Here is an 18,366-nt window from a genome sequence, read left to right on the forward strand (position 1 = left end):
GTTCTTTGGTCTTGGATGTGGTCGCGGGGGGGTGTCTTGCATCCCTCTCTCGTGGGTGGACGGCTGTATGTGTCTCCTTTTCGGACCTACCCCCCCCCCCACCGCGCATATCTCCTTCAGGGCGCCCCGTCCTCGGACCGCTCCAGCATCTTCTTTCTCACCGCGCAGTTCGTGCAGAGCGTCTACCACTGGACGCCGATGCAGGCCGGGCTCGCCATACTGCCGATGACGCTGGTCAACTTCGTTCTCGCCGTCCAGGTACCGCGGTTGCTGGGGCAGGTGAGCAGGCCGGGAGTGTTACTGATCGGGGTTGTCCTGACCACGGCGGGCATGGTGTGGCTCAGCCACCTCGACCTGCACACCCCCTACGTGGCGGGCGTGGCGTTGATCGACAGCGCGCTGAGCCTCAGCATCCTGACCGCGGTGGCCGCCACCATCTCCACCGGCCACGGGGCCACCGACATCGCGGCCCGTTCAGTGCCGCATTGACCGGATCCGCCATCCTGCTCGCGCTGGCGGTCGTGGCCGTCCTCACGCTCGTCGCCCCCGCCACATGGGCCACGAGTTCCTCGGCGTCGTCGAGGAGACCGGCTCCGAAGTGCACACCCTCAAGCCCGGGGACGTGGTCGTCGCGCCGTTCGTCTGGGCCGACAACACCTGTTCGTACTGCCGTGAGGGCCGGCAGACCTCCTGCCCGCACGGCGGCCAGTGGGACGTGAACGGCGTCGACGGCGGCCAGGGCCAGGCCGTCCGCGTCCCCCACGCCGACGGCACCCTGGTGAAACTGCCGTCGCCGAGGACTCCGAGCTGCTGCCCGACCTGCTCACCCTCTCCGACGTGCTGTGCACCGGCTATCACGCCGCCCGCACCGCCGGCGTCCGCCGCGGCGACACCGTCACCGTCATCGGGGACGGAGCGGTCGGCCTGTCCGCCGTGATCTCCGCCCGCCTCCTGGGCGCCGAACAGATCGTCCTCATGGGCCGCCACCAGGCCCGCACTGACCTGGGCCACGGTCCGGCGCCACCGACGTGGTCACCGAACGCGGCGACGCGGGCATCGCCCGGGTCCGCGAACTGACCGGCGGCGAGGGTACCCGCAAGGTCCTCGAATGCGTCGGCCTGAAGACGCCCTCGTACAGAGCCTCGGCGTGGTCCGCGACGGCGGCACCATCAGCCGTGCCGGCGCGCCCCGATACCCCGAAGTACCGTTGGGATTCGGCGACTTCATGCGCAACATCATCCTCACCGGCGGCGTCGCCCCCGCCCGCGCCTACACCGAGGAACTGATGCCGCGCATCCTCGACGGCTCAATCCGCCCCGGCCGCGTCTTCGACCGTACGGTCGCCTGGAGGACAGTGCCGACGGCCAGCGGGCGATGAACGACCGCGAGGCCCTAGAAGGTGCCGATCCGCCCATGAGCACCGCACGCAAGCCGAACCCCGCCCGCCGCGGCAGCGCACGAGCGCCTGTTCCCCGGCCACGTCTCCACCCTCGGTCTCCACCCTCGCCGTCACCGACCCGGAACTGATCGCGTACTTCGACGACTCGCCTCAACGGACTTCCCCGCCGGGGAGTGACCCGGCGGGACCCCGCCTCAGCGGTTGGCGGTGGCGAGCGCCGCGGCGTACTGCTCATCGGTCACCGGCTCCAGCCAGGTGGTGCCGTCCCCGTCGGCGTCACCGACGACCATGGCGATGTGGGCCATGAGGGTCGTGTCGGTGCCGCCGTGCCAATGCGCCTCCCCAGGTGGGCACCTGACGATCTGGCCCGCGCTGACGCGGACGGCGTCACCATCGCGCGTGCCGACGAGACCGACGCCGTCGGTGACGTAGAGCGTCTGACCGTTGGCGTGGGAGTGCCAGTTGGTGCGGGCCCCGGGCGTGAAGCGGATCAGGGCGGATGCCAGTCGGGCCGGTGCGACGGGGACCTCGATCATGTTGAGATAGACGTCGCCGGTGAAGCGCCCGGCCGGTGCCTTGACGGTCGTGGTCTGGGTGATGTGTTCCATGGAGAACTTCCTTACCGTTGCGTGCGGGTGCGCTCGTCGGCGAGCTTCTTGACCTGGTTGGTCGCGGTCATGGCGTTGGGCCAGCCGGCGTAGAAAGCCAAGTGCGTGATGGACTCGGACAGTTCTTCGACGCTCCGGCCGTTCTCCAGCGCAACTCCCAGGTGGTACGGCAGTTGCTCGCTGCGGTAGAGGGCGGCCAGGACGCTGACGGCCACCAGACTGCGGTCACGCCGTGAGAGCCCGGGACGCTCCCAGAGGTCGCCGAAGAGCACCTCACCGGTGATCTCCGCCAGCTTCACTGGGCGACGTATCCGCCGTCGACGGGCAGTGCGACGCCGACCACGAAGCTCGCTCCGGGGCTGCACAGCCACAGGACGGCCTGCGCGATCTCGTCGGCGGTGCCGAGACGGTGGATGGGCTGGTTCGATTCGGCCTCGGCGCGGTCCAGCTCCCCCTTGGCGATCATGTCGCTGACCATGGGGGTGTCGATGGTGCCCGGGCAGATCGCGTTGATACGGATGCCACGCGGGGCGTATTCGAGGGCGGCGCTGCCGGTCAGGCCAATCACGCCGTGCTTGGAGGCATGGTACGAGGCGCGACCGGGGATGCCGACGAGCCCGCCGAGTGAGGAGCAGTTGACGATGGCGCCGCTGCCCTGGGGGCGCATATGACGCAGCTCGTGCTTCATGCTCGCCCAGATGCCGCGCAGGTTGATGGCGTGGACGCGGTCGAAGACCTCGGCCGCTTCCTCGGCAGCGTCGGCGGGCGGGATCTGGACGCCGGCGTTGTTGTAGGCCATGTCGAGGCGGCCGAAGCTCTCCACGGTCCGGTCGACCGCGGCGGCGACCTGGGACTCGTCAGTGACATCGCAGGTGAGGACGAGTGCCGGGTGGCCTGCTTCGGTGAGCCGCCGCACCGCCGCATCGAGGGAGGCCTCGTCAATGTCGGCGAGGCCGACGGCGGCACCGGCTTCGGCGAAGGCGCGGGCGGTGGCCAGACCCATGCCGGAGGAGGCTCCGGTGACGAAGGCGACCTGGCCGGTGAAGTCGTACGTGGGATTCAACGGGGCACTTCTCATTCCGTGCGGTGTGAAGAGGCGGGGCGCTACGCCGAGCCGAGAGATGCGACGATGACCCGGCCGGCGTTGGCCAGCCGGTCGATGTCCTTGCTGTCGTCGAGGTGCCCGAGGATGACCAGGCCCGGGGACGGTTGGCCGTCGCGGTAGAAGAGGGCCAGATTGCGCCAGGGTGCATAGTGGGCAAGGTCCCCCGCCCGTGGGGTGGGTGCGGCCGGGGCGCCGGAGGTGTCCAGTTCCCGAGGCAGTTCGGCGACCCGCTCGGTCCGGTGGAAGTCCTCCAGGTCGAGGGAGAGCGGGAGCAGCGCGGTGAAGTCACGGGCGGCGGGGCTGTCGTTCAGGGTGGCTCGGACCGGATGTCCGTCGAGGGTGAGCTGGATGCGCACGTCGCTGCTCCTCTCGGCCTGTGTGGCCGGCTGAGTGCTCGTCGCACGGGGCCGTCCGGAGGGAGCGGACCCGGAGGGGTCGGTGGTCTGTGCGCTGCCGGAGCAGCCGATCAGGGCCAGTAGTCCCACAGCAACCGGGGTCGCCGGCAGGACAGGCCGAAGTCGCTTGTCCGACATGGAAGTTGGCAACATGCCTCTCACCTCACCGTCACGCGGGCGTCGGCTCGGCGAAGTGACAGAAACCGCCGCGCTCGGTGTGCAGGGCGTACAGGCGCTCGGCCAGCGCCTGGGGGCTGCTGTGCTCGGCGTCCGGCCGGATCGCACCAGGGACGATCAGCTGCGCGGCGTGGATGTTCTCCGCGGCGAGCGCGTCGTGGAGCATGCGGGCATAGGCGCTCTCGGCCGCGAAGGCGATCGAGGTGCCGGCCCGCTCGGGGCGCGGCCATACCGCGCTGCCGCCGTTGACGAACAGCAGGGTGCCGCGCCCCAGGGCGCGCATGCCGGGCAGGACCGTGTTCACACAGGTCACCGGACCCTTGACGGCGAAGGCGAGCGGGTCCGACAGATCGTCGGCGGTGGTGTCGAGGACCGGCTTCATGAAGTCGGCGCGCGGCACCGGGCTGTACTGCAGGATCCCGACCGGCCCGAGCGCCTTGGCAGCGTCCTGGAGGGCGCCGGTGAGCGCGGCCGGGTCGAGGACGTCCGCGGGGAATCCGCGGGCCTCGATGCCGTCGCGCCGCAGCTCGTCCGTCAGGTGCGCGAGATGTTCGGTGCTGCGGGCGGTCAGGGCGACGCCGTGACCAGCGGCGCCGAAGCGGCGGGCGCTGGCCAGGCCGAGGCCCAGGCCGGCACCGACGAGAGCGAACGTGGTCACGCTGGAGAGTCCTCCTCACCAGGGCCGGGGCCGGGCGTCCGGCCCCGGCGGAACGGGAACTTAGGGGGTCAGGGCTTGAGGAGTGCTTTGATGGCGCGGCGTTCGTCCATGGCCTTGTAGCCCTCGGCGACCTGGTCCAGAGGAAGGGTGAGGTCGAAGACCTTGCCCGGGTCGATCCGGCCGGTCAGGACGCGGTCGATGAGGTCGGGCAGGTAGCGGCGCACGGGGGCGGGGCCGCCGCGCAGGCCGACGTGGGAGAAGAACAGCTCCTGCCCGTCGATCGCGACCTCGTGGGGGACGCCGACGAAGCCGACGTTGCCGCCGGGCCGTGCGGAGTGCAGGGCCTGCTGCATGGCCTGCTGCATGGCCTGGGCGGTACCGACGCACTCCAGCACCGAGTCGGCGCCGATGCCGTCGGTCATGTCCTTGATCCGGGCGACGCCCTCCTCGCCACGCTCGGTGACGATGTCGGTGGCACCGAACGCGCGGGCCAGCTTCTGCCTGGACTCGTGGCGGCTCATCGCGATGATCCGCTCCGCACCCATCTCCTTCGCCGAGATCACGGCGGATAGACCGACCGCGCCGTCGCCGACGACCACGGCGGTCGAGCCGGGCTGCACCTCGGCGGCGTCGGCGGCCCACCAGCCGGTGCCCATGACGTCGGAGACGGCGAGCAGGCCCGGCCACAGGTCCTCGCCCGGCACGTCGTCGGTGGCGACCAGGGTGCCCTGGGCATTGGGGATACGGACGTAGTCGGCCTGGCAGGCGGACATGAACTCACGGTGCAGACAGTTCGACTGGAAACCGTTCCTGCAGTTCGGACAGGTGTTGTCCGAGGTCGCGAACGAGCCGATGACGAACTGACCCGGCTTGACGGCCGTGACCTCGGAACCGACCTCCTCCACGAACCCGACGTACTCGTGCCCCATCGAATGCGGGTCACCGATCGGCTCCAGACCGCGCCAAGGCCACAGGTCGGAGCCGCACACGCAGGTGACGGCCGTCCGGATGATCGCGTCGGTGGGGTGGAGGATCTTGGGGTCGTCCAGCGTCTCGAAGCGGACGTCGCCAGGGGCGTGGATCACTGCGCCGCGCATGAGGGGTTCCTTACGTGCGTGAGGTCGGACCGATTCGGTGCTGCGATGGCGGTCCGCGTGCGACCGGCCCCGGGGCGCGGAGCGTCCGTGCACGGGGGTCGGGCGGCCCGTCCCCGCCGCCGTACGGCCGGGAACAGCACCACGTCTTCCAGGAAAACCCTGATCACCGGGGGCAGCCAGTCATCGTCGATGGGTGTACCGGCAGTACATCCCTCCCGCAGCCTCTTGCCCGTACGGTCGAAGGGTGGACAACCAGCACGAGGTCCGCGAGTTCCTCACCTCGCGGCGAGCCAAGATCACCCCCGAGCAGGCCGGACTGCCCATCCTCGCCACCAACGCGCTCGCCCGGGCGTTCTACAGCGACGTCTACGCGACCGCCCACAACCAGGCGAACCTCGCACGCTTCACCTTCCTCGACCCCGGCTCGCGCCGCTTCTACCCCGACTGGGGCCCCGCCGCCGACGTCACCGTCGCGATCCTGCGCACCGAGGCGGGCCGGAACCCCCACGACAAGGACCTGCACGACCTCGTCGGTGAACTGTCCACCCGCAGCGACGAGTTCCGCACCCGCTGGGGCGCCCACAACGTCCGCCACCACGGCACCGGCACCAAGAACTTCCACCACCAGGCGGTCGGCGACCTGACCCTCGCCTACGAGGGCCTGGAGATGGCCGCCGAACCCGGCCTCACCCTCACCATCTACACCGCCGAACCCGGCTCACCCTCCGAGGAAGGACTGCGTCTGCTCGCCTCCTGGGCCGCGACGCAGGAAGCCCTCACGCCCGCCCGACACTCGCAGGAGACGTGACCTCACCACCCGTAAGGCGGTGTGACCTGCGAGCCGGACGCCGGTTGGGGCGTTCGCCATCCTGATCCCGTCCAAGGATCCTGCGTAGGGTGCCATGTGCACGCGCTCGCTCTCTACCTCCGGCTGACTGGGCCGATCCCGCGGCGTATGGATCCTGAACTTGGCGAGGGTCAAGTCGTGGGCGGGAGTCGAGGATTTCGTGGAACAGGTCCGCTGCGCTGCGGAGTTGTTCGCCTCTCGCGGCCGGCGTCGGGGGGGGGCTGGCCGGGCGGACGGGAGCAGACCTGGTCGTGTGTCTCGGTCGCGTAGAGGCGACGGCGGTCGGCGCGGCTCCTGATCCGGTCACGAAGCATCGGGAAGTCCCCTGTCTGGGTCAAACGAGCGAGCCAGGCCCGTTGGCCGCGTCTTGGCGGCGGCGTTGACCCGGGTTTGGGGTGGGAATCGCGGAGTCCGCCGTCACGATCAAGACGCACGCCGCCTCGCCGCAGCCATACCAGACCAGACCCGGTTCGGAGACATCTAGAAGCGGCGTCCAGCCCCGCACGTTCCCGGCTCCGTCCTCACGCGGGTACGGAGCCCGTTCCCAGCGCGTGGCGTACGCGCGGTTGAACGCGTGGGCTGCGTCTCCGTCGGCCATGGTCTGGCGGACCTTCTTCGGGTCGGCGGTGGCGGGGATCGGTTGCCGTTCGTAGGCCAGCAGGATCGTCAGGCCGCTGAAGTGGTCGGCAGCCGGGCGTGAGTTGTCCGTGTCCAGGAGCCCGACCCCGGCGAAGTGGGCGATGCGGTCCGCCAGGTCCTGCGACGCCGAGTCCGTCGCGAGATCGTCCGTGGTCGTCGGCGTATGCAAGCGCTGCGGGGCGACGAGGGCGGGAGTCGACGATCAACGTGCCCAGGTCGATCGCGAACGCCGTGAGGCCTGCTCCAGTTGCGCATTGTCGTAATCTGCGCGTCCGTGGGGAGGTGCTCGTCCAGCACCCGGCGGCTCGTGGCAAGCATCGAATCGGGCAGCGGAGAGGACGGCCAGGAAGAGCCGCCGCTTGTCGACGAAGTAGTCGTACACGGTGCGCTTGGACACCTCGGCTCTGGCCGCGATAGGAGGCGATCCCGGATCGACGGCGTCACGTTGACGTTCCGGTGAGCGAGGCCGGGCGCTCCATCTAATCCACGCCGTCGGTGCAGCACCGCATACCAGCCGCCGGGCCTTGGGCCGCTCGGGCAGCCGGAAGTTCAACGGCATCCGGGTTTCGTCCTTGAACTATCGCCGGCCGTAGTCGCACACCGTGCAGACCAACCGGCGGCGCGGGCTGGCTTCTTCGACCAAGCGGGCCGCTCCGTCGACAGCGCCGCCTTGGCGATGACCATGCCATCGGCCCGGGCTGGAACACCGTGAAGTCCCAGTGCGGGGCGTGCTCAGCGATGTCGGCGACGGTCTGCTCCAGCGACGGCATCCACTGCACCAGGTGGGCCAGGTGCTTGCGCAGGATGCGCACCTCCCGGCCTGGCGCATCGCCTTGCTGCAGGAGAAGGCGAGCCCGGTCAGGCTGCCGGGGCGGTCAGGACGGCCGTGGCCGCCAGCCGGAGATTCCTGATCATCGGATTCGGGTCGCCCTTGCGGCTGACCAGGACGACCTGGCTGGAGGGAGCTCCCTCGATCGGGACGGTGACGAGGTCGGGGCGCAGTGAGCTACGCCGATCGCCGACCGGTAGCACGGCGATCGCCCTGCCACTCGCGACGAGTTCGAGCTTGTCCTCGTAGCTCTCGATCGGCGGCGCGCCGGCCCCGAGGAGCCGGTAGGAAGTCCAGTCCGCGGTTTCGAACGCGCACGGCGCCGCCTCCTCGCCGGCCAGTTCTTCCGCGGTCACCGACGCGCGGTCGGCTAAGGGATGGCCGCGCGGGACCACGAGCATCCGGGGCTCCTCGTACAGCGGGGTGCTGAACAGGTCGTCGGCGGCGAGCGGCAGCGGGGCCCGCGCGATCAGGGCGTCGACGCGCTTGTCGGACAGCGCCCCGACGTCGCGGCAGCTCAGGTACCGGGTGGCGATCTCGGCGTCCGGGCAACGGCGGCGCAGTTCCCGTACGGCGGCAGTGATCACCAGGTCTTCAACGTAGCCGATGGCGATTCGTTCGGTCGCGGCTTGTTCACGCACGGCCAGCTCGGCCTGGCGGGCGGCCTGCAGCAGGGCGTGGGCCTGGGGGAGGAACCTCTGGCCGGCCGGAGTGAGCCGCGTGCCTTGGGGCACGCGGTCCAGCAGTCGTTCGCCGAGATGTTTCTCGAGCCGTTGGATCTGGCGGCTCAGTGCCGGCTGGGCCACGTGCAAGTCGACGGCGGCCCGGCCGAAGTGCTGGTGCGCCGCCACCACGGTGAAGTAGCGCACCAGCCGCAGTTCCAGGTCCTGTCCGAGATCGTTCACCCTTCCAGCGTATGTGTCATGCCGTTTCGGAATGGCTAGGTTGCCGAACCGGTCTTGGACGGCCATGCCGTCCTGGGCCTTGACTGAAGGAGCAACATTTCCCCAAGAAGGCGACGGGCGCGATGAAGGCGATCCAGTTCCACGAAGCGGGCGGGCCGGAAGTTTTGCAGTATGACGAGGTACGGGTTCCCGAGATCGGCCCGGGCGAGGTGCTCGTCCGGGTGCACGCGGCGGGCATCAACCCGCCAGACTGGTACCTGCGTGAGGGGATGAAGATCGTGCCGGCCGAGATGAGGCCGGAGCTGGAATTCCCCCTGATCCCCGGAACGGACATGTCGGGCGTGGTCCAGGCGGTCGCTGCGGACGTGCAGGGGTTCGCCGTCGGTGACGAGGTCTTCGGCATGCTGCGGTTCCCCGGATTCGACGGCCGGACGTACGCCGAGTACGTGGCCGCGCCGGCTTCGGACCTGGCTCACAAGCCGGCCGGTATCGACCACGTGCATGCGGCTGGGGCGCCGATGGCCGTGCTTACGGCCTGGCAGTACCTGGTTGATCTCGGCCACGACGTGCCGTCTCCTTTCACCGGCCAGGTGCACCAGCCGGTGCCGATCACGCCAGGGATGACCGTGCTGGTCAACGGGGCCGCCGGTGGAGTGGGCCACTTCGCGGTGCAGCTGGCGAAATGGAAGGGGGCCCACGTAATCGCGGTGGCCTCGGGCCGGCACGAGCAGTTCCTGCGCAAGCTCGGCGCCGATGCGTTCATCGACTACACCAGGACGCAGGCCGCGGACGTAGTCAGCGGTGTGGACCTGGTGATCGACACAGTCGGTGGCCCGGACAGCTCACGCTTCCTGACCGTGCTCAAGCGCGGCGGCACCGTGCTTCCGGTGTTCTTCGCCCAGTACGACCCGGAAGAGACGGCGCGTCTGGGCATCACGGTCTCGAACATTCAGGTGCGTTCCAACGGACCCCAGCTCGCCGAGATCGGGCGCCTGTTCGACGAGGGCAAGCTCCAGGTCGGGGTGGACAGCACCTACCCGCTGCCAGAGGCGGGCACCGCACACACGCGAGCCACGCAGGGCCACCTCCAAGGCAAGATCGTGCTGACGATGGTCTCGTGATCACCGAACTCCAGCAGACGGTGGCGCACTACGCCCAGGCCCTGGACGAGCTGAATGTGCCCGAGCTGGAAGCGCTTCGGTGGGTTTGATCTGCACACCGGCGATCCGTGATTGTGAGCCGCAGGCGTCGGTCTGGCCGCCTCCACGGCCAGCACCCGCACGGACAGCCGCTGCTGACGTTCAAGCAGATCGCCGTGGTGGTCGCGTGGACTATGGGTGAAGCGGCCGGACGGCGCCGATTACGACTCTGCGCACATGGCCAGCGCGGTTCGCGCCAGCCCGCGCAGCCAGGCGTGGGCGTGGTCGGTGTCGTAGCGCTGATGCCACGACAGGTATATCGGTGCCGACGGCAGTTCGAGGGGAAGGGGGAGCACGACCAGGCCGAGGTCGGCGACCGCTGACCGTGTGGTGGCTTGGGGGACGCTGATCAGGAGATCGGAGCCGCGCGCGAACTCCAGCGCGGCCGCTTCCGTGGGCGCGCTCGCCACCACGCGGCGGGTGAGGCCGAGCCGCGCGAGGGCGTCGTCGAGGGCATTGCTGAGGTTTCCACGTCGCGAGACGGTGACGTGCTCAGCGGCGGCGTACTGCTCTGCGGTGACGGTCCTGACGCGGGTGAGGGGGTGCCCCTGCCTCACGACGATGACGAGGCGGGTCTCGCCCACGTTCTCGGTACGGATGTCAGGTGCGCTCGGGCCGTTGGCGTTCGCCTCCAGGTCGACCTCGCCCCGCCGCAACTCGGGGGTGTCGATGCTCGATTCCGCGACGAAGCGCAATCGCACGCCCGGCGCCTGTCCCCGCACGGCCGTGAGCAGTGCGGGGCCGCTCAAGGCGACCAGGGAATCGTGCCAGCGGAGGGTGAAAGTGCGCTCCAGCGTTGCCAGATCGAGTTCACGGCTCGGTGCCAGCACCCCCTGGACCTGGTGGAGCAGCTCGTGCACCTGTTCCCGGACGGCGATCGCATACGGCGTCGGGGTCATCGTGCGGCCGGTGCGCACCAGGATCTGATCCCCGGTCGTGCGCCGGATCCGGCCCAGACTCCGGCTCATGGCGGGGGCGGTGACATGCAAGCGCGCGGCCGCCCCGGCCACACTGCCCTCCTCCAGCAGCGCGTCGAGCGCGGCCAGCAGGTTCAAATCCAATTGCATATGAGTAATCCTAGCCGTGCCTGACATGCATTTGAAGTTAATGATGGGGCTGCATACCGTTGAGACGAACGCGCAAGAAGTAACGCGCAGTTCGACCCTCGACCGGCCTCATCACCCCTCCTCAGACGGGAGTACCACCATGTCCGAAACGCTTCGGACCACTGAGTTCTCCGCCTCCGACGCCGACCTGCTCGCCCAGACCTCGAACGCCGTGCGCGCGGCCGGTTCCGCGCTGCGCGAGCGCTTCGGCGAGGTGGTCCGCTACCAGACCCGCGAAGAGCTGATGCGTGCGCTCGCCGCCAACGACGACGCGGCCCTCGCCATCCTGCGCCCCCGCCTCACGCGCCTGCGCCCGGACGCCGGCTGGGTGGAGGACGAGTTGGACGGCGGGGCGCTGCCGCCCGGCGAATGGTGGGTCGTGGATCCGGCCGAAGGCAACGTCAACCACCTGCACGCCCTGCCGGAGTGGGCGGTGACCGCCACCCTCGTGCGCGACAACCAGCCGGTGCTCACCGCGGTCCACCTGCCACTGACCGGCGAGACCTACACCGCGCTCACCGGCGCGGGCGCCTACCTCGACGGCCGGCCGCTGCACGTCTCCCAGGCCGCGGACCTCGGCCTGAGCATCGTGGCCACCAGCCAGGCCCGTCCGGACGAGGACGAGAAGGTGGTGCGGCGCGTCGGCTCTTCGATCACCGCGATGCTCTTCGACGCGCTCGTCGTCCGCACCGCCGTGCCCGCGACCCTGCACCTGCTGAATGTGGCCGCCGGCCGGATCGACGCCTTCTGGCAGTTCGCCGGCGCCCGCGCGGACCTGCTCCCAGGAGCACTGCTCGTCACCGAAGCCGGCGGACAGCTCTCCGACGCCCAGGGCTGCTCCTGGACCCCCCAGAGCGAAAGCTTCCTGGCCGCCGCGCCCGGCGTCCACGCCGGGGCCGTCGCCACGCTCTCACGCTGACCGCGCACCACAACCCGCACCCACGGAAGGATCAGATCATCATGACCACGATCGCAGTTATCGGAAACGGCCGCGTCGGCGGCAACCTGGCAACAGCCCTCACCCGGGCAGGGCATGAGGTGACCGTCGCGGACCGCGCGCCGGGCGCCGCCGCCGACGCTGCCCGGACAGCCCAGATCGTCATCAACGCCACCCCGGGCGCCGGCTCGCTGGACCGGCTCGCCGACCTGCGCGAGGAATTGCGCGAGGAATTGCGCGACAAGATCCTCGTCGACGTCTCCAACGCCACCACCGACGGACCGGACGGACTGCCCGCCGACCTGCTCTACCCCGGCTCAAGCCTCGCCGAACAGCTCCAGGCAGCGCTCCCCGAAACGCGCGTCGTCAAGACACTCAACACGATGCTCTTCCCGGTGATGACCGCACCGGCGACGCTCACCCAGCCACCGACCGCGTTCCTCTCCGGCGAAGACCCGCAGGCCAAGCAGACCGTCCGTGAACTGCTCACCGACCTCGGCTGGCACAAGGAGTGGATCACCGATCTCGGCGGGATCCAGACCGCCCGCGCCACGGAGGCCGCGATACTGTTCGTGCCGCACGTCATCCGCTCCAGCGGATTCACCCCCTTCGCGATCTCAATCGCCCGCTGACCCATACCCAGCGCACCGCCCTGGGAGGAATCACCTCGCCGGATCCTCCACTGTGGGCCTGAGGCAAGAACCTTGCTACCAAAGGCTCGTGGATCAAGTTGCGCCTCGGGCAGAAGTCCCGGACCTTGACACCAGGACGCGTCAAGGCGCCGATGCTCGATCGAGCCGACCACCACTCCCCTGCCGCACCAGCTTGATCCCCAGCCCCCTGCGCACCGCCGGGCCCGCGCCCGCCAGCTGAGGCTGTAGGGAGCGAGCCGCCCGGCTCGATTCCCCGCCGACTCGGCCACGACAGGAGCACTACCGCGATCCGACACGGCGTCGATCCCCGCCAGCACGGCGACCGGTGGTCACACCTGCTCTACGTGCGAGGCCGACTCAGACACACCGCACAACACGCTCGGGCCGCTCCTGCTGCCGACTTCGCACAGTTCCCATTTGCGCGCACACAACGCGCACTTCCGGCGTCGCGCCTACCGACACAGAGTTCGCGCCTGCAGTCTGCCTGGCCTGGCCAATCCAGCCACCAGTTGCGGCGCAACTCAGAACCGGTCCGCTCCGATTTCCCGAGTTCTACGGAGCGTAGTCAGCACCAAGTCAACACGGCACGGGACGGACGAGCACGGGTGGTGACGTGGGGTTGGTCAGCACCAAACCAGCACGGGAGCCAGCACGCCACCGTCAAATCGCCTCCAACTACGCTTCCTGGCCACCGGTAATCTCGACCCTCTTCAAGCCACTAACTGGCCGCTCACTGAGCGGAGGTAGGGGCCTGACGCATAGCCACGCCCCGAACTATGTTGTCCCACCACATGTGCGCTTGACCTGCATGTTTCTACGGTGTGCCGACACGTACCCGTCCCCACCGCACACGAGGAAGTGGCGCACATGGCCTCCGCAGCATCCGCTCCCCCAACGCCCGGCACCCCCGGCAACCTGAAGCGCATAGTCGCCGCCAGCCTCATCGGCACCACCATCGAGTGGTACGACTTCTTCCTCTACGGCTCCGCCGCCGCCCTCGTCTTCAACAAGCTGTTCTTCCCCGGCTCCGATCCGCTCGTCGGCACGCTGCTGTCCTTCCTGACATACGCCGTCGGATTCGCCGCGCGTCCCCTGGGGGCGCTGGTGTTCGGGCATTACGGTGACCGGCTCGGCCGCAAGAAGCTGCTGGTGTTGAGTCTGCTGCTGATGGGTGGGGCGACCTTCGCGATCGGGCTGCTGCCGACGCACGCGACCATCGGCACCGCGGCGCCCGTGCTGCTGACCGTGCTGCGCCTGGTGCAGGGCTTCGCGCTCGGTGGCGAGTGGGGCGGGGCCGTGCTGCTGGTGTCCGAACACGGGGACGCGCGACGGCGTGGCTTCTGGGCCTCCTGGCCGCAGACCGGTGCGCCCGCGGGCCAGTTGCTGGCGACCGGCGTGCTGTCGCTCCTGACGGCCGTGCTGTCGGAGAGCGCCTTCATCAGCTGGGGCTGGCGGATCCCCTTCCTGCTCTCCGGTGTCCTGGTGATCGTCGGTTTGTGGATTCGTCTGTCTGTCGATGAATCGCCTGTCTTCAAGCAGGCGTTGGCCCAGGCGAAAGCACGCAAGGTCACGCATGCGGCCACGGCCGAGAAGCTGCCGCTGGTCTCCGTACTGCGGCACCACTGGCGTGATGTGCTGGTGGCGATGGGCGCGCGTATGGCGGAGAACATCAGCTACTACGTCATCACCGCCTTCATCCTCGTCTACGCCACCACCTCGGCCGGCGTCTCCAAGCAGACGGCCCTCAATGCGGTACTGATCGCCTCCGCCGTGCACTTCGCCGTCATTCCTGCCTGGGGTGCGCTGTCGGACCGGATCGGCCGCCGTCCCGTCTACCTGCTGGGCGCCGTCGGCGTCGGGCTGTGGATGTTCCCGTTCTTCTCGCTCATCGACACCGGCGGCTTCGGCAACCTGATCCTCGCCGTGACCGTGGGACTGGTACTGCACGGCGCCATGTACGCGCCCCAGGCCGCCTTCTTCTCCGAGATGTTCGCGACCCGGATGCGCTACTCCGGTGCCTCGATCGGCGCGCAGTTCGCCTCGGTCGCGGCGGGCGCACCCGCGCCGCTGATCGCCACCGCTCTGCTGGCCGACTACGGCAACTCCACCCCGATCTCCCTGTACGTCATCGCCGCGGCCGTCCTCACGGTGATCGCGGTCGGCCTGGCCAAGGAGACCCGCCACCGCGACCTGGCCGACATCGAGCCCGCGGACGACGCGGAGCGAGTGACGGCCCGGCCGGCCGACGCGCGCACCGTCTGAGGCACCACGGACCTCGGTCCGGGAACCGGCCCCCGTACGCGCAGCGCGTGCGGGGGTCAGCGCTGTGCCGGTGTGGACAACCGGTGCAGCCGCAGGGCCAGTTGTATCTCCAGGGCGCGGGCGGGGCTCTGCCAGTCGTCGCCGAGGAGGCGGCCGACGCGTTCCAGTCGCTGGGCGACCGTGTTCACGTGGACATGCAGTTCGTCCTTGGTGCGGGCCGGGCTCATCCCGCAGGCGAAGTATGCGTCGACAGTGCGCATTAGGTCGGTGCCGCGGCGGTCGTCGTAGGAGACGACCTTGCCGATCGTGCGGTCCACGAAGCCCGCGATGTCGCGGTCGCCGGCCAGCAGCAGTCCCACGAATCCGAAGTCCTCGGCGGCGGCGCCGTCCCCGGAGCGGCCGAGCAGCCGCAGGGCGTCGAGGCAGCGCCGGCCTTCCTCGTAGGCGGCGGCCACGGCGTCCGGGTGGGCGGCCAGGTTCTCGACCGGAGCGGAGGCACCGACCGTGACCGCCTCGTGGACAGCCGTGCCGAGATGGCGGGCGGCGCGGCGGGCCAGGTCGGTCGCCGTGTCCGACGCTTCGAGGGGGAGCAGCAGAACCGTGCCGCCGTCGCGGGCGGCGGCCAGTCCGTGCCGGGTGGCGGCGAGGTGGGACGCGGCGGACCACAGGCGCCTGCGGGCGGCGGCCTCCTGGTCGGCGTCGGCCGCGGTGGCTTCGAGTCGGGCGGCGAGGACGACGTGGGTGGCGTCGAGGTCGGCGGCCAGCCGCGCCGCGCGCTCGCGCAGCAGCCGCGGGTCGCGGGCGCGGGCGTCGAGCAGGTCGTCCAACAGCTCGCCCCGGACACGCTGTTCCGCCTCGACGGCGGAGCGCCGGGCGAGCAGCAGGAGCGAGGTGACCATCCCGGCCCGTTCCAACGTGCGCTGGTCGACGGGGTCGAGGCCCGGGTGGCCGCGCAGGACCAGTGCGCCGAGGAGTTCGCCGCCCGCGGCCACGGCTGCGATCCAGTCGTCCTCGTGCCGCACCGCGTGGCCTTCTACGCGGGAGATCTCCAGGGCCTCGGCTGGAACGGCGATGGCCTCCTTGAACTCGACCGTGCCGTCGAGGACTTCGGAGACGGCAGCGGCCACGTCGTGTACACCGCCGCCGCGCAGCACGAGTTCGGCGAGCCTGTCGTGCACGTCCGAGGCCCGTTCGATGACTCCGCTGCGGTCACGGATGATCTCGTTGGCCCGCTCCAGGTCGGCGAGGGCCGAGCGCGTCTCCGTGAGCAGGTTCGCTGTGTCGATGGCCGCCGCGGCGAGGGCGGCGAAGGAGCCGAGCAGCGCGATCTGCTCCCGCTCGAAGACCCGGGCGCGCCGGTCCGCCGCGAAGAGGACGCCGATCACATGGTGTCCCAACATCAGCGGGACCCCGAGAATGGCGACCAGCCCCTCGTCCCGCACGCCGGAGTCGATGGCGAGGGTGTGCTGGAAGCGCTCGTCCTTGAAGTAGTCGTCGGTGACATACGGGCGGGCGGTCTGCGCGACCAGGCCGCCGAGGCCCTCCCCCATGCCGAGCCGCAGCTGCTGGAAGCGGGCGGCGACAGAACCCTCGGTCACCCGCATATAGGTGTCGCCCCTGGCCGGGTCGTTCAGGCTGAGGTAGGCGACGTCCGTGCCGAGCAGCGACCTGGCACGCTGCACGATCGCCTGCAGTACGGCGTCCAGGTCCCGGAGCCCGGCCAGGTCGTGGGCCGTCTCGAAGAGGGCGGACAGTTCGGCCTCGCGCCTGCGGCGCCCCTCCAGCTCGGAGCGCACACGCAGCGCGAGCAGCTTGGCCTGTTCGAGCGCGATTATCCGCTCGTTGGCTGTGCCCGCGGCGCGGGCGAGCAGCACCGGCTGCTCGTAGGCGTCGGCGGACGCGCCCCGGGCCAGCAGCTCGAGGAACGGCGCCTCGGCGCTGCTCGGGGCCGCATCGGCGCTGCTCAGGGGCGCTCCGGCATCGGCGGCGGAACGCTCGGCGGGCTGCACGTGATCGCGAGACATGCCGACAGGATTACTCATCGCACCGCCACCTCGTCAGCCCTGTGGATAACTCGGAACTCCACCGGCACCGGCCGACCGGTACGACCGCCCCGTACGGCTGCCCGGTACGACCGATCAGCGCACCCGATCAGCACGCGCGATCAGTGCGCGGTCCAGCCACCGTCCAGCACGAGCGAGGTACCGGTCACGAAAGACGCCGACGGGCTGCACAGATACGCCACGGCCTCAGCGACCTCCTCCGGTTCGATGAGCCGCTTGACCGCGCTGTCCTGCAACAGCACCTCGGTCAGCACCCGCTCCTCGGGAATGCCGTGCGCCTCGGCCTGGTCGGCGAGTTGCTTCTCGACCAGTGGGGTGCGCACATAGGCGGGGTTCACACAGTTGGAGGTCACGCCATGGGGTGCGCCCTCCAGGGCGGCGGTCTTGGAGAGTCCCTCCAGACCATGCTTGGCGGCCACATAGGCCGACTTGAAGGCCGAGGCGCGCAGCCCGTGGACGGAGGACACATTGACGATGCGGCCCCAGCCCTGCCCGTACATATGGGGCAGGGCGCCACGGATGAGCCGGAACGGCGCCTCCAGCATCACGGTGAGCACCGTGTGGAAGACGTCCGGCGGGAACTCCTCGATGGGGCGCACGAGTTGCAACCCGGCGTTGTTGACGAGGATGTCGGTGCCGGCGGCGGCGAGCTCGGCGGCGTCCAGGTCGGTGAGGTCCAGGACTTGCGGCTCGACGGCGCCCGCGAGCCCCGTGCTGCGCTCCGCGAGCTCTTCCAGCCCCGCGGCGTCCCGGTCGACCGCTCTCACCTTGGCTCCCGCGCCCGCGAGCCGTAGCGCGCAGGCGCGGCCGATGCCGCCCGCGGCGCCGGTGACAAGGGCGGTGCGGCCGCCGAGGTCGAGCGGAGAAGGCGCCGGCGAGCCTTGAGCAGGAAGAGTGCTGGGCGGGGTCATGGCTCGACCCTAGGCAGCGCCCTCGCCTGACCACATATGGCCACAACCCATACTTCAGTCCGAAGTCATAGGCTCGAACCACGTGGGTTCATCGCACTGCGCCTGCTTGATCCGGAACAGCTGACGTTCGTCCATCGCAGGCAGCGCGTCCACCTCGAACCATCCCACCTCCAGGGACTCGTCGTCGTTCACCCACGCCTCGCCACCGACGGCCCGGCAGCGGAAGGTGACGTCCATGAACTGGCACATGTCACCGTTGGGATAGGTGACCTCGCCTCCCGACCTGATGAGGACGACCCGCTCGGCGACGCATCGGACACCCGTCTCCTCGTACACCTCCCGCACGGCGGCAGCGGCGGGCTGCTCGCCCGGGTCCGGGATGCCGTTGATCACCGTCCACTTGCCGTTGTCGGCGCGCTGCCCCAGCAGGACCCGTCCCTGGTCGTCGAAGACGACGGCGCTGACGCCCGGAAGCCACAGCAGCTGATGGCCGGCCGAGGCCCGGACCGTACGAATGAAGTCAGGAGTAGCCATGGCCCCGACCCTAACGGGCCGGTGGCGGCGCCCCCTGCGGGT

General features: G+C 70.0%; 18 protein-coding genes and 2 pseudogenes. 7 read left to right on the plus strand and 13 right to left on the minus strand.

Annotation, left to right across the window (positions count from 1 at the left end):
* Positions 1-171: 171 nt before the first annotated feature.
* Both ACZ7M7_RS18850 and ACZ7M7_RS18855 read left to right on the plus strand, forming a co-directional pair.
* Entirely contained in the window at positions 172-489 is a 318-nt protein-coding gene (locus ACZ7M7_RS18850; protein ID WP_472118138.1) for a hypothetical protein, read from the plus strand.
* Positions 490-538: 49 nt separating this feature from the next.
* Positions 539-1,398 (plus strand): annotated as a pseudogene (locus ACZ7M7_RS18855) (zinc-binding dehydrogenase); the annotation flags it as partial.
* A 195-nt stretch (positions 1,399-1,593) separates the two neighbouring features.
* Here ACZ7M7_RS18855 and ACZ7M7_RS18860 read toward each other — a convergent pair.
* The 6 genes from ACZ7M7_RS18860 to ACZ7M7_RS18885 all read right to left on the minus strand — a co-directional run bounded on the left by ACZ7M7_RS18860 (position 1,594) and on the right by ACZ7M7_RS18885 (position 5,439).
* Positions 1,594-2,007, minus strand: a complete 414-nt coding sequence (locus tag ACZ7M7_RS18860; RefSeq protein ID WP_472118140.1) for a (R)-mandelonitrile lyase — start codon at positions 2,005-2,007, stop codon at positions 1,594-1,596.
* Positions 2,008-2,018: 11 nt separating this feature from the next.
* Positions 2,019-2,306, minus strand: a complete 288-nt coding sequence (locus ACZ7M7_RS18865) for a carboxymuconolactone decarboxylase family protein (RefSeq protein ID WP_472118143.1) — start codon at positions 2,304-2,306, stop codon at positions 2,019-2,021.
* Positions 2,303-3,070 (minus strand): glucose 1-dehydrogenase, encoded by a 768-nt coding sequence (locus ACZ7M7_RS18870; RefSeq protein ID WP_472118146.1) that lies wholly within the window; start codon positions 3,068-3,070, stop codon positions 2,303-2,305. Before ACZ7M7_RS18870 ends, ACZ7M7_RS18865 begins: the two co-directional genes overlap by 4 nt.
* Before the next feature lie 41 nt (positions 3,071-3,111).
* Positions 3,112-3,468, minus strand: a complete 357-nt coding sequence (locus tag ACZ7M7_RS18875; protein ID WP_472118149.1) for a cyclophilin-like fold protein — start codon at positions 3,466-3,468, stop codon at positions 3,112-3,114.
* 208 nt (positions 3,469-3,676) lie between these two features.
* The gene (locus ACZ7M7_RS18880) at positions 3,677-4,342 is read right to left on the minus strand and encodes an SDR family NAD(P)-dependent oxidoreductase (protein WP_472118152.1); all 666 of its coding nucleotides are present in this window, start codon (positions 4,340-4,342) and stop codon (positions 3,677-3,679) included.
* 68 nt (positions 4,343-4,410) lie between these two features.
* Positions 4,411-5,439, minus strand: coding sequence for a zinc-dependent alcohol dehydrogenase family protein (locus ACZ7M7_RS18885; RefSeq protein WP_472118155.1), 1,029 nt, complete (start codon positions 5,437-5,439; stop codon positions 4,411-4,413).
* A gap of 316 nt (positions 5,440-5,755) precedes the next feature.
* Here ACZ7M7_RS18885 and ACZ7M7_RS18890 point away from each other — a divergent pair.
* Positions 5,756-6,247 (plus strand): annotated as a pseudogene (locus tag ACZ7M7_RS18890) (MmyB family transcriptional regulator); the annotation flags it as partial.
* Between the two features lie 373 nt (positions 6,248-6,620).
* Here the strand turns inward: ACZ7M7_RS18890 and ACZ7M7_RS18895 are convergent.
* The 3 genes from ACZ7M7_RS18895 to ACZ7M7_RS18905 all read right to left on the minus strand — a co-directional run bounded on the left by ACZ7M7_RS18895 (position 6,621) and on the right by ACZ7M7_RS18905 (position 8,659).
* Positions 6,621-7,094 carry a hypothetical protein gene (locus ACZ7M7_RS18895; protein WP_472118158.1) on the minus strand — a complete coding sequence of 158 codons (474 nt, stop codon included), beginning with the start codon at positions 7,092-7,094 and terminating at the stop codon, positions 6,621-6,623.
* Positions 7,095-7,127: 33 nt separating this feature from the next.
* Complete coding sequence (locus ACZ7M7_RS18900; RefSeq protein WP_472118161.1) at positions 7,128-7,484, minus strand: helix-turn-helix domain-containing protein; 357 nt, start codon at positions 7,482-7,484, stop codon at positions 7,128-7,130.
* 299 nt (positions 7,485-7,783) lie between these two features.
* Positions 7,784-8,659, minus strand: coding sequence for a LysR family transcriptional regulator (locus ACZ7M7_RS18905; protein ID WP_472118163.1), 876 nt, complete (start codon positions 8,657-8,659; stop codon positions 7,784-7,786).
* 122 nt (positions 8,660-8,781) lie between these two features.
* Here ACZ7M7_RS18905 and ACZ7M7_RS18910 point away from each other — a divergent pair, with 122 nt between their 5' ends.
* A complete protein-coding gene (locus ACZ7M7_RS18910) occupies positions 8,782-9,780 on the plus strand; it encodes an NADP-dependent oxidoreductase (protein WP_472118166.1) in 999 nt (332 codons plus the stop codon).
* A 239-nt stretch (positions 9,781-10,019) separates the two neighbouring features.
* Here the strand turns inward: ACZ7M7_RS18910 and ACZ7M7_RS18915 are convergent, their stop codons facing one another.
* Positions 10,020-10,925, minus strand: coding sequence for a LysR family transcriptional regulator (locus tag ACZ7M7_RS18915; RefSeq protein ID WP_472118168.1), 906 nt, complete (start codon positions 10,923-10,925; stop codon positions 10,020-10,022).
* Positions 10,926-11,064: 139 nt separating this feature from the next.
* Between ACZ7M7_RS18915 and ACZ7M7_RS18920 the strand changes: the two genes are divergently transcribed.
* From ACZ7M7_RS18920 to ACZ7M7_RS18930, 3 genes are all read left to right on the plus strand, one after another.
* The gene (locus tag ACZ7M7_RS18920) at positions 11,065-11,883 is read left to right on the plus strand and encodes an inositol monophosphatase family protein (protein ID WP_472118171.1); all 819 of its coding nucleotides are present in this window, start codon (positions 11,065-11,067) and stop codon (positions 11,881-11,883) included.
* 41 nt (positions 11,884-11,924) lie between these two features.
* Complete coding sequence (locus ACZ7M7_RS18925; RefSeq protein ID WP_472118174.1) at positions 11,925-12,533, plus strand: NADPH-dependent F420 reductase; 609 nt, start codon at positions 11,925-11,927, stop codon at positions 12,531-12,533.
* Between the two features lie 888 nt (positions 12,534-13,421).
* Entirely contained in the window at positions 13,422-14,816 is a 1,395-nt protein-coding gene (locus tag ACZ7M7_RS18930; RefSeq protein WP_383629717.1) for an MFS transporter, read from the plus strand.
* Positions 14,817-14,872: 56 nt separating this feature from the next.
* Here ACZ7M7_RS18930 and ACZ7M7_RS18935 read toward each other — a convergent pair whose 3' ends face one another.
* The 3 genes from ACZ7M7_RS18935 to ACZ7M7_RS18945 all read right to left on the minus strand — a co-directional run bounded on the left by ACZ7M7_RS18935 (position 14,873) and on the right by ACZ7M7_RS18945 (position 18,324).
* Positions 14,873-16,840, minus strand: coding sequence for a helix-turn-helix domain-containing protein (locus ACZ7M7_RS18935; RefSeq protein ID WP_472118177.1), 1,968 nt, complete (start codon positions 16,838-16,840; stop codon positions 14,873-14,875).
* A gap of 140 nt (positions 16,841-16,980) precedes the next feature.
* Entirely contained in the window at positions 16,981-17,790 is an 810-nt protein-coding gene (locus ACZ7M7_RS18940; protein ID WP_472118180.1) for a 3-hydroxybutyrate dehydrogenase, read from the minus strand.
* Positions 17,791-17,844: 54 nt separating this feature from the next.
* Positions 17,845-18,324, minus strand: a complete 480-nt coding sequence (locus tag ACZ7M7_RS18945; protein WP_472118183.1) for an NUDIX hydrolase — start codon at positions 18,322-18,324, stop codon at positions 17,845-17,847.
* Positions 18,325-18,366: the final 42 nt, after the last annotated feature.

The sequence above is a fragment of the Streptomyces sp. NPDC111606 genome (genome assembly GCF_055656945.1).

Coding starts and splice junctions, on each gene's coding strand:
- ACZ7M7_RS18935 (WP_472118177.1), bottom strand. CDS start 16,840: ATGTCTCGCGATCACGTGCAGCCCGCCGAGCGTTCCGCCGCCGATGCC.
- ACZ7M7_RS18920 (WP_472118171.1), top strand. CDS start 11,065: ATGTCCGAAACGCTTCGGACCACTGAGTTCTCCGCCTCCGACGCCGAC.
- ACZ7M7_RS18885 (WP_472118155.1), bottom strand. CDS start 5,439: ATGCGCGGCGCAGTGATCCACGCCCCTGGCGACGTCCGCTTCGAGACG.
- ACZ7M7_RS18860 (WP_472118140.1), bottom strand. CDS start 2,007: ATGGAACACATCACCCAGACCACGACCGTCAAGGCACCGGCCGGGCGC.
- ACZ7M7_RS18930 (WP_383629717.1), top strand. CDS start 13,422: ATGGCCTCCGCAGCATCCGCTCCCCCAACGCCCGGCACCCCCGGCAAC.
- ACZ7M7_RS18910 (WP_472118166.1), top strand. CDS start 8,782: ATGAAGGCGATCCAGTTCCACGAAGCGGGCGGGCCGGAAGTTTTGCAG.
- ACZ7M7_RS18900 (WP_472118161.1), bottom strand. CDS start 7,484: ATGCCGTTGAACTTCCGGCTGCCCGAGCGGCCCAAGGCCCGGCGGCTG.
- ACZ7M7_RS18915 (WP_472118168.1), bottom strand. CDS start 10,925: ATGCAATTGGATTTGAACCTGCTGGCCGCGCTCGACGCGCTGCTGGAG.
- ACZ7M7_RS18925 (WP_472118174.1), top strand. CDS start 11,925: ATGACCACGATCGCAGTTATCGGAAACGGCCGCGTCGGCGGCAACCTG.
- ACZ7M7_RS18940 (WP_472118180.1), bottom strand. CDS start 17,790: ATGACCCCGCCCAGCACTCTTCCTGCTCAAGGCTCGCCGGCGCCTTCT.
- ACZ7M7_RS18945 (WP_472118183.1), bottom strand. CDS start 18,324: ATGGCTACTCCTGACTTCATTCGTACGGTCCGGGCCTCGGCCGGCCAT.